The organism is Kocuria varians (genome assembly GCF_006539885.1).
Taxonomy (GTDB): Bacteria; Actinomycetota; Actinomycetes; order Actinomycetales; family Micrococcaceae; genus Kocuria; species Kocuria varians.
Genome location: NZ_BJNW01000001.1, coordinates 55,565 through 68,853, shown reverse-complemented (window position 1 = coordinate 68,853; position 13,289 = coordinate 55,565). Strand labels below are relative to the sequence as shown.

The 13,289-nt window shown below is 67.1% G+C and carries 11 protein-coding genes; 6 read left to right on the top strand and 5 right to left on the bottom strand.

The features are described from left to right. A complete protein-coding gene (mobF, locus tag KVA01_RS00330) occupies nucleotides 1-3,564 on the bottom strand; it encodes a MobF family relaxase (protein WP_141268454.1) in 3,564 nt (1,187 codons plus the stop codon). 208 nt (nucleotides 3,565-3,772) lie between these two features. Between mobF and KVA01_RS00325 the strand changes: the two genes are divergently transcribed. Beyond that, nucleotides 3,773-4,105 (top strand): ArsR/SmtB family transcription factor, encoded by a 333-nt coding sequence (locus tag KVA01_RS00325; RefSeq protein WP_141268452.1) that lies wholly within the window; start codon nucleotides 3,773-3,775, stop codon nucleotides 4,103-4,105. A 40-nt stretch (nucleotides 4,106-4,145) separates the two neighbouring features. After that, the gene (locus KVA01_RS00320; protein WP_141268450.1) at nucleotides 4,146-4,856 is read left to right on the top strand and encodes an NAD(P)H-dependent oxidoreductase; all 711 of its coding nucleotides are present in this window, start codon (nucleotides 4,146-4,148) and stop codon (nucleotides 4,854-4,856) included. Between the two features lie 146 nt (nucleotides 4,857-5,002). On the opposite strand, the gene KVA01_RS00315 is transcribed toward KVA01_RS00320, so the two are convergent. After that, nucleotides 5,003-5,833, bottom strand: a complete 831-nt coding sequence (locus KVA01_RS00315; protein ID WP_141268448.1) for a helix-turn-helix transcriptional regulator — start codon at nucleotides 5,831-5,833, stop codon at nucleotides 5,003-5,005. A 105-nt stretch (nucleotides 5,834-5,938) separates the two neighbouring features. Between KVA01_RS00315 and KVA01_RS00310 the strand changes: the two genes are divergently transcribed. Further along, complete coding sequence (locus KVA01_RS00310) at nucleotides 5,939-7,462, top strand: MFS transporter (protein ID WP_218023587.1); 1,524 nt, start codon at nucleotides 5,939-5,941, stop codon at nucleotides 7,460-7,462. A 150-nt stretch (nucleotides 7,463-7,612) separates the two neighbouring features. Here the strand turns inward: KVA01_RS00310 and KVA01_RS00305 are convergent, their stop codons facing one another. The 3 genes from KVA01_RS00305 to KVA01_RS00295 all read right to left on the bottom strand — a co-directional run bounded on the left by KVA01_RS00305 (nucleotide 7,613) and on the right by KVA01_RS00295 (nucleotide 10,483). Next, complete coding sequence (locus KVA01_RS00305; protein WP_141268446.1) at nucleotides 7,613-8,779, bottom strand: MFS transporter; 1,167 nt, start codon at nucleotides 8,777-8,779, stop codon at nucleotides 7,613-7,615. Nucleotides 8,780-8,857: 78 nt separating this feature from the next. Beyond that, nucleotides 8,858-9,460 carry a TetR/AcrR family transcriptional regulator gene (locus tag KVA01_RS00300; RefSeq protein WP_141268444.1) on the bottom strand — a complete coding sequence of 201 codons (603 nt, stop codon included), beginning with the start codon at nucleotides 9,458-9,460 and terminating at the stop codon, nucleotides 8,858-8,860. Between the two features lie 423 nt (nucleotides 9,461-9,883). Further along, the gene (locus tag KVA01_RS00295; RefSeq protein WP_141268442.1) at nucleotides 9,884-10,483 is read right to left on the bottom strand and encodes a TetR/AcrR family transcriptional regulator; all 600 of its coding nucleotides are present in this window, start codon (nucleotides 10,481-10,483) and stop codon (nucleotides 9,884-9,886) included. An 80-nt stretch (nucleotides 10,484-10,563) separates the two neighbouring features. On the opposite strand from KVA01_RS00295, the gene KVA01_RS00290 reads away from it, so the two are divergent. The 3 genes from KVA01_RS00290 to KVA01_RS00280 all read left to right on the top strand — a co-directional run bounded on the left by KVA01_RS00290 (nucleotide 10,564) and on the right by KVA01_RS00280 (nucleotide 13,215). After that, on the top strand, nucleotides 10,564-11,769 hold the full coding sequence (locus KVA01_RS00290) for a Cmx/CmrA family chloramphenicol efflux MFS transporter (RefSeq protein WP_218023586.1): 1,206 nt from the start codon (nucleotides 10,564-10,566) through the stop codon (nucleotides 11,767-11,769). 313 nt (nucleotides 11,770-12,082) lie between these two features. Further along, nucleotides 12,083-12,913, top strand: a complete 831-nt coding sequence (locus KVA01_RS00285) for a helix-turn-helix domain-containing protein (RefSeq protein ID WP_307723008.1) — start codon at nucleotides 12,083-12,085, stop codon at nucleotides 12,911-12,913. Nucleotides 12,914-13,020: 107 nt separating this feature from the next. Further along, the gene (locus tag KVA01_RS00280; RefSeq protein ID WP_141268438.1) at nucleotides 13,021-13,215 is read left to right on the top strand and encodes a hypothetical protein; all 195 of its coding nucleotides are present in this window, start codon (nucleotides 13,021-13,023) and stop codon (nucleotides 13,213-13,215) included. The last annotated feature ends 74 nt before the right edge of the window (nucleotides 13,216-13,289 follow it).

Here is a 13,289-nt window from a genome sequence, read left to right as displayed (position 1 = left end):
TCAGAGGGTGCGGCCCTGCCGGGTCTCGATGGTGAGGTCCGGCTGCTCGGTGTCCGGGGTCTGCTGGCTGAGCTGCTTCGCCCGCTTCAGGGCGGTCTCGGCGCGGGCGGCGTCGATCTTCTGCGCATCCGATCCCGCGATCGTTCCGAGCGGGGTGTCGTCGGTGATCTGGTAGCGGTCCCGGTACGCCGCGACCACCTGCCCGAACCGCCGCCACGCCCCCGCCGTCTTCACATCCGCAGGTGTCCTCCCGAGCGCGCTCGTCCACGGCGCTCCCTCGTCCAAGTCCTGGGTGAGGACGGCGCTGGCGCGTTGCTCGATGAACTGCTGTCGCTCGGTGAGGGCCTGGTGCATCTCCGGGTCGGTGACCCCGGCGGCGTACGGGATGAGGCCTGCGATGAGCCGTGGCGCCTGCCGGGTGCGGCCGGAACCGGCGGGGCGGGCAGTGGCCCGGGCAAGGCGATGGTGGAGGACGGAGGCGATGTCGTCGGCATCCTCGAAGCCCCGTGCTCGCACCAGGCGCGGGAGGAGGTCGTCGAGGTCGTGGTGATTCGCCTCCGCCCGCCGGAACTCCGCCGACAACGCACGATAAGCATCAGAGCCGAGCACCACATCGACCTGCCCCTCAGTGAGGCCCGAGGTTTCCAGGAGAGCCGCCCAGCGGTCGTGCTGGCCGGCCTGGGCGATGGTCTCGTACTCCGCGGCGAGCTGACCGATCGACCCCCACCGGTCCTGCTCGACCGTGATCGTCTCGTGCGCCGACAGCTCAGCCCCGACGTGTTGGAGGACCCCGTAGAGCACGCTCCGCGCTGTGGCGTCGGGGTTGTCGGACGGGTGCGGGGCGACATGGGCATCGTCGGCGGTGTCGGTGGCGACGTAGGCGTGGTTCCCGTGCCGGCCCCGGGTCATCGCGACGTAGAAGTTCTCCCGCGTCGTCGTCGCCGTCACCACCGCGTGCGCGGTATCGACCGTGATCCCTTGGGCGCGATGACCGGTGATCGCGTACCCGAGCTCGACCTGCTCCGCCACATACGCGGCGGGCAGCACCATCGCGCCGCCGAAGCGACGCCCCTCAGGGCGGACGGTGATCGACCCGTCCTCGCTGACGGCGGTGACCGTCCACCGGTCGCTGTTGCGCACCCACGATCTCCCGTTCTTCGACCGCAGCCGCCGGTCGTTCTCACGGGTGATGACCCGATCACCCTTTGACGCGCTCAGCCCGTCATGAAGGGTGACTTCGCGGCCGGGGGTGATGGCGCCATCGAGGATGAGATCGGCGCGGGCACGCTCGTTGAGCTGGGTCACCGTCTCCCACGCCTCCGCGACCAGGATCGACGCCCGCCCAGCCTGCACATCTGCCCGCCACGCGGCGTAGGCGGCGTCAACCATCGCATCCTGCTCACCGCCCCGCACTCGTTCGTGTTCGATGAGGGTGTCGATCGCGGTGGTGCGGCCGTGGCGCAGATTCAAGGAGTTGGCCTTCTCCCACCGGGCGGAGAACCGGTGCACGTCGGTCAGTTCGGGGGCGTCGTCGCGGTCGTGCACGAGCATCCCGAACGCCCCGCCCGCATCTACCGCCTGCAACTGCGACCAGTCGCCCACCAGCAGCACTTTCGCGCCGGCGTGTTCGGCGAGGCCGGTGATGCGGTCGAGGGAGCCGGTGCCGGCGAGGGAGGCTTCATCGACGATGACCAGCTGATCCTTCGCGAAGGTGTCACCGTGGACGAGGTGCATCTGCCACCAACGGGCCGTGTTCTCAGCCTCGACCCCCAACTCCTCGCCAAGCACCTGCGCCGCGGCCGCTGACGGGGCGAGCCCAACCACAGAGCCCTGGCCGTGCTGCTGCTCCCAGGCCCGTTTCAGGGCGTTCATTGCCGTCGTCTTGCCCGCACCGGCCGGGCCGACCAGCACGTCTACAACGCGGCCGGAGACGGCGATTCGCTGGAGCGCTTCGGACTGATCCTGCCCGAGGCGGCGCCCTTCCAGATCCGGCTTGCTGGTGATCTTCTCGACGTTCGCGAACTCGACGGTCGGGCCGATGGTGGCGTGGGAGCGGTCGAGGAGACGGTCTTCGGCGGCCAGCAACTCCTCCGTCGAGAACAAGACGGCGGCCGGATGGCGGAACCGGCTCGACCCGTCCGCGCGGCGGAACAGCAACGGGCTCGACGCCAGCTCCGGAGGCGTGAGCCGGAGCGATGCCTGTTCAGCGGCATCGGTCACCATCCCCGCGATCGCCTCCCGATCCTCCGCCGTCGCGAACCGGACACCCATGAGCTGCCGGGAGGCCTCGGCGTGGAGGTTCCAGCGCCGCCACGTCGACCGCTTCTCACCCACCACCTCGACCACCGAGCGGCCGAGATCGGCGATCGTGTCCAGCGGCACGTCATCGGCCCGCAGCAGGACAGTCTTCTCCGCGGTCGTGGTGACGGTGCGGGCCCACCCGGTCGCGTCCTCACCCAGCAGGGTGCTGGCGCGGTGCCGCCAGTCAGTGGTGAGATCGGCGAGCGAATGCACCTGCTTCGCCGGCCGCGTCGCAAGCGTCGCCTGCGCCCGCAACTTCAACACCGTCCTCGCCGAGGGCTCGCGGCCATGCCTGGCCTTGTAGGCGTCGATCAGGCGGGTCTTCTCCTGTTCGATCTGCCGGGTACGCGAGGAGAACTCCGCCACCAGCTCTTCCGGCACCGGCGCGAGCTCCCACGCCGGGTTCCGATCCCGGCCCCGCTCCCTGGCCTCCCACTCGATGCCGAACGTCCCGGTGATCCGGTCCGCCAACGTCGCGTTGTACAGCTCGGACAAAGCGACGACCGAGGCATGGACCGGCCGACCGGCCAGCGTCCGCCACTTCTGGTCCTGCACCGTCAGCACCTTGTTGCTCACGACGACGTGCGTGTGCAACTGGGGATCGCCGCTGCGTGAGTCGTAGTGGTCGAATGCCGTTGCGAGGACCCCGGCGACATCGGCGAAGGCGACCGCACCCTCCGGGCCGGCGGCGCCGACGCGGGTGGTCGCAACCTCTCGTTCGAGGAATGCAACCACCTCTGCAACTGCCTGGTGATGCGCGTCCGCGATCAACGATTGCGTGCCCGCATCCGTAACACCCCACAACGCCGACAGCGACTTCGGCACCGAGAACGTCAGGTCGTAGCCGGCGACCGCACGTCGGGTGCCGCGCTCGGCCTCCTCCGCCTCGATGGCAGCGACCTGCTCGGTGCGGGTCACGGGTCCGAGTTCTGGGTCGAGGTCGGTGACGCGTTTGTCGACGCGTTCCTGGACGCTCGTGTACTGCCGGTACGCCTCACCCAACGCCTCACCGGTGATCGGGTCGCGGCCCATCCCGACCAAGAGCTGGAGCTGCGCTTCCGAGACCCGCCCACCTTCGGTGAGCTCCCCGGCGCCGAGGTACGGCAGACCCGACCCCATCCAGAACCCGGGAGGAGTTCCCTCTTCCGTGTAATACCTGGTGAGCGGGGTCGAGAGATCCCTGTCGCCATCACCGGCAGCGACTGTGCGCAGCAGGTACTCATAGCCGTCGCCCGCGCTCATCACCCGCATCGAAACCGTCATACCGACGAGGTGAACGACACAGCCACGGGTCGCGACGCTACCTACATCCGCATCGGGTGCTCGGCTCCGGGTAGCAGCAAGGTGACCGGGCGTTTTGGGCGGCGTGGCGCGGGAGCTCTCCGACTCGTTGCCGAGCAGGTCAGCAGCATCCCAACAGGAGGTCTATCGACATATAGTGGATTGTAGATTTGTGAGGAGGTCACACACTGTGGTCAACGACGCGGAGCTGTCAGCCGATCGGCTGCTTGACGCACTCAAGGCTCTGGCGAACCCGGTGCGGCTGCAGATCATGGAGTGGCTGCGCGACCCGGATGGGGAGTTCTCCGACTACGAGCCCATCGCCGACCGTGACAAGGTCGGCGCCTGCGTCAGTCATATTCACGCGAAGAGCGGCCTGGCGCAGTCGACGGTCTCCTCCTACATGGCAACCCTGGAGCGTGCGGGTCTGGTCCGCTCCACGCGAGTGGGCAAGTGGACCCACTACCAGCGCAACGAAGCACTGATGCGTCAGATCGGCGAGGCTCTCGCGGGAGATCACTAGCTCAGATCGACATATCGCAATTATTCGATACGATGGGTGCATGAGCACTCACCTCGACCGCCGTCCGACGGCCCTCATCGTCCATGCCCACCCCGAGCCCACCTCCTTCAACACTGCGCAGTCACAGATTGCCCGGGAGGCTCTGGAAGCCCAGGGTTACTCCGTGGAGTTCATCGACCTCTACGCAGCCCAGTGGAACCCTGTGCTGGATCGCGGCGAGTTCGCCCCGTTCGAGGGCGCCTTCAAGCCGCAGCGCGAACAGCGCCACGCCGTCGATACCGGCACCCTTGCCCCGGACGTTCGCGCTGACCTCGATGCGCTGCTGCGGGCAGACCTGCTGGTGCTGTCCTTCCCGCTGTGGTGGTTCTCCGTACCTGCGATCTTGAAGGGCTGGCTCGATCGGGTCTTCGTCATGGGGGCCGTCTTCGGTGGAGAGTTCGGACTCTACGAACAGGCCGCGATGACAGGCCGACGCGCCGTGATCCTTGCAACGACAGGCGGTTCACCAGGCTCATTCGAGCCCGAGGGCACCTTCGGCGACATCGACGGATTCCTCTTCCACATCAATCGCGGCATGCTGGAGTTCGTTGGCTACGACGCCCTCCAACCGATCATCACCTACGGTCCCGCCCATCTCGACGCAGCCGCCCGCACTGCCGCACTGGAGGCGGTGCGTGATGCCTTCATCGACATCGACACACGTGCTCTCGCGACCTCCGCACGATCCCTCGCCACCGCCAATTCGCGCTGACGGCCGCAGCTGGCCCGCAGCTGGCCCGCAGTGCGTCGGGATCACACCCAGCAGGTACCGAAAGCCTGCGCTAGACACCAGGCGGCGTTCCGGTTTCGGCGTGGACGCATGTAGTCGCCGCGACGAGTGGGCCTGACTCGGAACTCCTACAAGAGCTTTATGGCGTCGCGGGAGGGGTCGTTGCAGGGCGTGTAGATCTCGAGCCGGTGGTCGGGGCTGTCGGGTTGAAGCCAGACCTGATAGTCGACCTCGATGCCGCCGATCGTGGGGTGCTGCAGGTGCATCGGCCCGCTGGTGCAGTCGGCGACCTCGCCGGCGGCCCAGAGCTTCGCGAACTCGGCACTGTGCATCGTGAGCTCGCCGATGAGTTCGGCGAGTTTCGCGTCGTCTGGGTAGCGGCCCGAGGTCAGCCGCAGGTAGCCGATGTGGATGCGCGCGAGTTCGTCCCAGTTGCGGTAGAGGTCGCGGTGCAGGGGGTCGAGGAAGAACATCCGCGGGATCGAGGGCCGAGACTCCGCGCTACTGGGGGCGTCGTGGTCGAGGTGTTCGGCGATCAGGGCGTGACCGGTGCGGTTCCACGCGAGCACGTCGCCGCGTCTGCCGAGCACGATCGCGGGCACGCTCTCACCGAGCGAGTCCAGCAGTGCCGACACCCTGGGGGCGAGGACTTCGGGTTCTGGCTGGGTAAGTCGGGAGAGCCCAGAACGATGAGCGAGGTTGTGCAGGTGCGCGGTCTCGGCGGTGTCGAGGCGCAGTACGCGGGCCAGCGCGTCGAGTACCTGCGGTGAGGCGGTGCCGGACTGGTCCTGTTCCAGCCTCGTGTAGTAGCCGACGCTGACGCCAGCAAGCTGGGCCAACTCTTCGCGGCGCAGGCCCGGCACCCGCCGCACCGTGCCGTAGGAGTGCAGGCCGGCGTCGTCGGGAGTGACGCGGTCGCGGCGCGTTTTCAGGAACACGCCCAGGGTCTCGGTCTGCATGCGACCCATCGTAGTTCTGCCGACTCTTCGCGTGCCTGCACCTGTCAGGGGTACCCACGACACAGGGATGGCTGTGCTGGATGAGTGCGGCTGAGGATCGGAGGCGTGAACGAACAGACTCATAGCTCAACCCCGAACGCCTCCCTCTCGTCGCCACCGGATCAGGTGCGGGCTGGCCGTCGCGCATGGCTGGGCCTGCTGGTCGTGCTCGGTCCGGTGCTGTTGGTGTCGATGGACGGATCGATCCTGTTCCTGACGATGCCGACCATCACCCACGCGCTGGCACCGACCGCGGATCAGGCGCTGTGGATTCTCGACATCTACGGCTTCGCGGTCGGGTCGCTACTGATCGCGTTCGGGAACCTGGGCGACCGGTTCGGCAGGCTCAAACTCCTCATGATCGGGGCCACTGTCTTCGGCCTTGGATCGGCTGGGGCCGCGTTCTCGACCTCACCGGAATGGCTTATCGGATTCCGCGCGCTCATGGGCCTCGGCGGTGCGACGCTCCTCCCGTCCGGGCTCGCGGTGCTCAGCGAGCTGTTCGAGAACCCCCGCCAGCGGTCGCAGGCCATCGGCATCTTTGCGGCGACCTTCGCCACCGGCTTCGCGATCGGCCCGGTCATCGGCGGGCTACTGCTGTCCCGCTTCGACTGGGGGTCGGTGTTCCTCATCAACCTGCCCGTCGTCGTCATCTTCCTCGCCGCAGCGCCGTTCGTGCTCCGCGAAGTGCGAGCCACCCGCCCCGGCCGGGTCGACCTGCTCAGCATCGTGCTCTCCGCAGCGGGACTGCTGGCTGCCGTGTACGCGATCAAAGAGCTCGCCGCCTACGGCCCGTCTTGGCCTGTACTCGGCTTCGGAGTCGCTGGAGTGCTGCTGACGACCTGGTTCATCCTCAGACAGCGGAAACTCGAATACCCGCTCGTGGACGTCACCCTTTTCCGGGAGAAGGTCTTCACTGTCGCGATCATCACCGGTGTGCTCTCGCTGTTCGCGTGGTCGGCAGCCGCGTATCTCACCGGCATCTACCTCCAATCGGTGCTCGGCCTGCCCGTGCTGACCGCGGCGCTGCTCGCCCTGCCCGGTGCGATCGTCCTCACGACGGTCTGCATCCTCACGCCACGAATCGTCGAGCAGATTGGGCAGCGCGCCGCACTCGTGCTCTGCCACTTCTCGATGGCCGCAGGACTCGCCCTGCTCCTCCTCACCACCATCACCGGCGGGATCGGCTGGTTCATTGCCTCCACGGCCGTCGCGGGCGTCGGCTACGGCATCTCCTTCGCCCTCGTCGCCGACACCGCCGTCGCCGCCGTGCCAGCGAACCGGGCAGGATCGGCCGGCGCGATCGCGGAAACCTCCAACGAGATCGGCAACGCCCTCGGCATCGCCCTGCTCGGCTCCACCGCAGCACTCCTGTTCCGGCTCCTCGGCCCCGACCTCGCCCCGACACTGGACGAAACCCTCGACCTCGACCTGACCGCGGGCCTGGTCTCAGAAGCCAAGACCGCGTTCCTGACCGGCCTGCACATCGCGATGGGCATCGCGGCTGTGCTCTGCGCAGCCCTCGGCATCCTCGCCCTGCGATGGATACCCAAGACCGACGAGCGACATGAAGCAGGCGATGCTCGGTAGGTTCAGAGCAGCAGAATCAGGCTCAGGTCGCCGCTACTTTTGCGACCGCACGGGGTTCCATTTTCGACGTACTGAGGTAGTGAATGCGGGTCTTGGTGCGCCCCGTCAGGGTTGCACCAAGACCCGCGTCGATGTTCAGTGGCTCGGAGGCTATGCCGGCACCGCGCTTGCCTTCTCGCGTGAACGACTCTGAGTCGCGAGCACGATTGCGGCGAGGATCGCCAGGACTGCCCCCGTCCACATTGCAACTCCAGGGTCGTCGTGGCCGAATGTACCCATCGTGGCGCTGCTGACGGCGGAGCCGAGGGTCACACCCGCGGAGATCACTGCTGTGTGGATCGTGCTCACCATCGTGCCAGCACCGCCGACTTCGGCCACGCGGGTCACGAGGGCGGGATTCATGGTGATGCCGACGAAGCCGACGATGATGACCATGACGAGCGTGAGCGGCTGAATGTAGTTGAACGCCGCCAACAGCACGAGGGCCACGAGCAGCAGGCCGTGACCGGTGCGCAGTACCGCGATCGCGTGCCGGTCGGCGAACTTCCCGACGATCATGTTGCCGATGTAGGCGCACACGCCGTAGACGAGCAGGATGATCGTCGTCGTGTTTGTGCTGAAGCCCGCGTTCTCCTCCAGCAACGGAGTGAAGAATGAGAACGAGGCGTAGGCGGCACCGATGGTGAGCAGGCTCACCAGGTAACGCGCCCAGAGTCTTGGCATGCGCAGGTTCCGCACATCCTGCGCTGCGGCGTCCTGAGTCGCGGCGCCGCGCTTGGGCAGGATCGCAAGACTTGCGAGGAACAGCACGAACGTGATGACGCCGAGGACGTAGAAGCTCGCCTGCCAATTCCAGAAGTTGGAGATGAAGTTCGACAAGGGCAGGCCCAGCACGGTGCCGACCATGATGCCGCCCAGCACGATCGAAACGGCCTCGCCGATCTTCTGCGGGCTCTCGGCTAGAGCCGCCCCGTAGGTGACCGAAAGCCCGAACGAGGCGCCGGCCAAGGCGCCGGTGATGACCCGGACGATCGCGACCCACCAAAACGCGTCGACCACAGGCACGAGCACCTGGGCGACGGCGTAGAGGGCGACGATCGTCAGCAGAGCTCCCTTGGGTGGGCTGTGTCGGAGGAACCAGGCGAACAGCGGGCCGCCGATCATCATGCCGGCGGCGTAGACCGAGACCAGCAGGCCGATCTGTCCAGTCGTCACGCCGAGGTCGGCGGACATGGCGGGCATCATGCCGGCCACTTGGAGCTCGCTCATGACCGTCACCATGATGGTGACCATGAGCAGGTAGAGGTACTTCTTCACAACGAACCTTTCTGGATTACTGAGTACAGAATGAAGGCATACGGGTGGCCCGCAGTCGCGACCTGCGGGCGGGGGTGGTTAGGGGCGGAGTCCGTCGAGGGTGGCCATGGCGACGCGCCTCAGTTCATCCGCCCGGATTCCGGCCTGGGCGAGCACGCGAACACCCGAGATTGCCGACACGACGAGCAACGCGGCCTCGCGAGGGGAGATGTCGTTGCGCACGGTACCGTCGCGCTGGCCAACGCCGACGGCGTGGGCAAGCAGAGAGAGCTGGCGGTCGAGACTCTTGTCAAGGAGCCGCCCTACGCGCTCATCTCGACCCTGGACGTCGGGGGTCATCCGCGAGCCGACGACCATACATCCAGCGGCATGACCATCGGCGGCCGCCTCATCTTCCTCGGCGAGGATGAGGTCGAGCACGCCACGCAGTCGAGACATCCCGTCAAGCTCCGCATCTTCGAGCACCAAGGCTTGTGCCGCACCGGTGGTCTCGACGTAGCGCTCCAGAGCGCGCACGAAAAGCTCGTCCTTGGACTGGAACGCATTGTAGAGACTGCTGCGCCGCACACCTGCCGCCTCGCAGAGCTGTTCGGTGGAGGTGTCGGCGTAGCCGTACACACGAAACTGTGCGGCGGCAGCATCGAGGGCAGCAGTCTCGTCGAAGGAGCGGGTCCGGGCCATGAGGACCACCCTACCAGATTCTGTACTTAAGAATCCAGAACCCTGTCCGTCACTCTTCCCGTGACCCGCGCCACATGCCCCCATGGCAGGTCGTGTCGATAGGCAGCGACCCCCGATTCGGGATCGGTTCGCGGGGGTACTCATCGTCGCGACGCTAGGCTGGCGTTGTTGGATCACGCAGAGCAGGAGACGCCACTACCTTTGCGATCCGACAGGGTGCTGACTTCGGTGTACTGCTGGCTCCAATAGCGGCAGGCGTCAATGACCCGCCCTGCGTTCAGCGCCAACTACTGGGGCGGCGAGCACCTCCAGGTCCACGGACGGGCGGATCGCCGCGCTCACGACGATCAAGGACGCGCTCCAGAGGCTCACCGCGCCTCGATCGAGCGGGTGAGTATCGCTCGATCCGTCGAGCCGAGCTGATCACGGAAGTGCTGTGGCCGAGATGCTGGCGATGTTCTCCAGCTCGCGCCGGGGCGCGCCGTCGCGCGCTCGTTGCACTAGTCCGCTTAGGACAGTCATGACGTAGCCGGCCAGCCCGGGTGCGTCCGTGCTCTGGGGCAGCAGGCTGGCAGCGATGTCCGTCTCGACCCTGTGTCGGAGTTCGTGGGTTTTCTGCTCACGCAGCCGGGACAGCGTGGTGCGGATGTGGTCGTCGTCGGTTCCCTGATCGCCGGCGGCCATGAGGCAGCCGCGCGGCAGTCCGCGCCGCGTGTACCGCCGCGGGGCCTCGGCGAGGATGCGTCGCATCGCCTGCGCCGCCGTGGGCTCCTCGTCCAGCGCAGCATCGATGAAGCCCCCGTACTCCTGGTCGTACACGCCCACGGCCTCCTCGAAGAGCGCGCGTTTGCCGCCGAACGCGTTGTAGAGGCTGGGCTGCCCGATGCCGAGCGCTTCGCTCAGGTCGCGCACCGATGTCGCCTCGTACCCCTTGCGCCAGAACAGTCGGATCGCCTGGTCCAGCGCCGCGTCGCGGTCGAAGCCTCGCGGACGCCCTCGCGTCGGTGTCGTGGTGGCAGCCATGGCACTCATTTTATACCGAACGCTACACATCTGCTAGGCTCCCAGTATTTACTAGCGCCCGCTACAAAAAGGAGTGAGGTATGACAGCAAGACGGGACGGGCTGCCGCTGGCAGTCTGGGGCATCGGCTTCGGGATCTTCGCGCAAGGCACCAGCGAGCTCATGCTGGCCGGGATGCTCCCGGAGATGGCCGCGGACCTGGAGGTGACGATCCCGCAGGCCGGCTGGCTCATCAGCGCGTTCGCGCTAGGCATGCTCGTCGGCGCGCCGATCCTGGCGGTGCTGACCCTGCGCTGGCCGCGCCGCCTCGCGCTGCTGGTGTTCATGGCGATTTTCGTCCTCAGCCATGTCGTCAGCGCCCTGACCGACAGCTACGGGCTGCTGTTCGCGATGCGCTTCGTCGGTGCGTTCGCCTACGCCGGATTCTGGGCGGTCGGCGGCAGCGCGGCGATGGCGCTGGTCGGGCCCGAACGCCGAGGTCGGGCGATGAGCGTCGTGGCAGGAGGGCTCACGGTGGCGACCGTGATCGGTCTGCCGGCCGGCACCTGGATCGGGCAGCACATGGGCTGGCGCGGGGCGTTCTGGACGGTCGCGGTCCTCTCGACCATCGCCGCCGTCGCCCTCGTCGCCTCCGTGCCCGCCCTGCGACCGGAGAACCCGGCGAGCTGGCGCGAGGAGCTGCGCGGGCTCAGGCCGCCCAGGCTGTGGCTGTCCTACGCGATGACCGCGGTAGCGACCACCGCGCTGCTGGGCACCTTCTCCTACCTCGCAGCCATGCTGATCGAGACCACCGGCCTCGACTCCGCCTGGGTGCCGGCGGTGCTCTTCGGCTACGGGCTCGGTGCCCTCATCGGCATCGCGGTGGGTGGGAAGGCGGCCGACCGCTTCCCCCGGGGAGTTCTGGGCGTCGGCTTCACGGGGCTCCTGGTCTCATCGCTGCTGCTCGCTCTCACCGCGCACCACGCGGGCGCGACCGTCGTGCTCGTCGTCGCGCTCGGCCTGCTCGGGTTCAGCACCAACCCGGCGCTGAACTCCCGTTTCATGGCCATCGCCCCCGGCGCTCCCACGCTCGCGGTGTCGGGGAACATCTCGGCGTTCAACGTCGGGATCACCCTCGGCCCCTGGATCGGAGGCCTCCTTCTCACCGGCGGCCACGGCTATCCGGCCATCCCTGCCGTCGGTGCCGTCATCGCCACCCTTGCCCTGCTGCTCTGGGGATGGGACCTCGCTCTCCAGGCACGCCAGTCCCAGCACGAGACGCGAGAAGTTGTTGCGACCCGGGGCTAGGCGGCAGGATCGCCGAGCGCGGACTCACACGAGCGGTCACCGTCACACTCACGGGAACAGAGTTTGCGCTCCTCATCTGTGGCAGCACCGGCGGGGCAGTCGCTGGGTTCGCACTGGTCGAAATCACCTACTTCTCCGCGTTCCCGCCGTTGGACACACGGATCATGGGATGAGTCCGTCATCCACCCGCACCGGGTATCGCCGAGTCCGGTAGTGAGTGGCCATGGCGCGGCGGGCATTGCAGGACTATCAAGTCCTGCTGGCGCGGACACAGACAGTGCACCGGCCCGTCGGGCCGCTCGCATACGACTGTGTGAAGGTCATCGTCGTCCGTGATGGGTCGGCGATCCTGTTCAGCGAGTTCGGACAGAAGCCCGTCCGGCCGGGGGATGTGATCTTGCTCGGCCCGAACGTATTGTGCGGTTCCGAGCCCGAGGGGCACATCACGGTCACGACGATCTATGCCGATACCGACTACGTGATCGACCAGGCCTTTTGGCAGTACGCCGGCATCCTGCATGACCGGCTTGATGCGCCGGTGTTCGTCAAGGAGACCTTCACCGAGCCCGCCCAGATCATCCGCCTCGGCGAGCATCAAGCCGGGCTGCTCATGCCATGGCTCGATGAGCTGGTCGCACTCAGCCTCCACGATGAGGAGGCACGGTTCCATCGGATGCAAGCCCTCTGGTTCGCGGTCATGGACCAAATCGCTCCGCACATCCGAGTCACCGATCGTCGCATCTCATCCTCGCAGCGGGCGAAGAGCGTTCCGGTGCATCCGCGGGTTCGGCGGTTCGCCCCGACACGGGCGGAAGCGGCCGAGGTGCGTGAAGCGCTCAGCGCTGCGATCGCCGAGCCGTGGACGCTGGACGAGCTGGCGGGGATGGTGCATCTGTCCTCGAAACAGCTCGGCCGGGTGTTCACAGACGCCTACGGCAAGACCCCATTGGCGTACTTGACGATGCTGCGGGTCGAGGAGATGGCGCGTCTGCTCCGGGAGACTGACCTCACGATCGAGCAGGTCGGCCGCCGGGTCGGCTGGCACTCGCGCAACCGTGCCACCTCAGCATTCCAACAGGCGACCGGGCTGACTCCGAGCCGTTACCGAGCCATGCGGGTGACCGAGAACCAGCATCCTGTCTGAGAGTGTTTCACCGCCCTCGCGGCGGACTGCCGGGCTCCCGTAGTGCACCCGGTTGGTGACGCTGCGGTTCAGAAGATGTCTGCCTCAGCAGGAACAGGAGGAGAAGGATGGACTTTAAGAAGGCCGCTGAGATCGTCACGGTGGACCAGAACGAGAACGGCTGGGGCGACGAAGGCCCCATGAGTCAGACCGAGGCGGTCCGGCATGTGCGCAGCACCATGTCGTTCGAGGATGTGATCGACTACGGCGACGAGAACACCGAAGCGTACCGCCAGATCCTCTCCAGTCGAGAACTGCCATGATGCGGCGCTGACGCCACCCAATCAGAAGGCACCAGGATCATACGATCGTGGTGCCTTCCCGCGTCCGACCGGCC

Coding starts and splice junctions, on each gene's coding strand:
- KVA01_RS00280 (WP_141268438.1), top strand. CDS start 13,021: ATGGACTTTAAGAAGGCCGCTGAGATCGTCACGGTGGACCAGAACGAG.
- KVA01_RS00320 (WP_141268450.1), top strand. CDS start 4,146: ATGAGCACTCACCTCGACCGCCGTCCGACGGCCCTCATCGTCCATGCC.
- KVA01_RS00315 (WP_141268448.1), bottom strand. CDS start 5,833: ATGCAGACCGAGACCCTGGGCGTGTTCCTGAAAACGCGCCGCGACCGC.
- KVA01_RS00295 (WP_141268442.1), bottom strand. CDS start 10,483: ATGGCTGCCACCACGACACCGACGCGAGGGCGTCCGCGAGGCTTCGAC.
- KVA01_RS00290 (WP_218023586.1), top strand. CDS start 10,564: ATGACAGCAAGACGGGACGGGCTGCCGCTGGCAGTCTGGGGCATCGGC.
- mobF (WP_141268454.1), bottom strand. CDS start 3,564: ATGACGGTTTCGATGCGGGTGATGAGCGCGGGCGACGGCTATGAGTAC.
- KVA01_RS00300 (WP_141268444.1), bottom strand. CDS start 9,460: ATGGCCCGGACCCGCTCCTTCGACGAGACTGCTGCCCTCGATGCTGCC.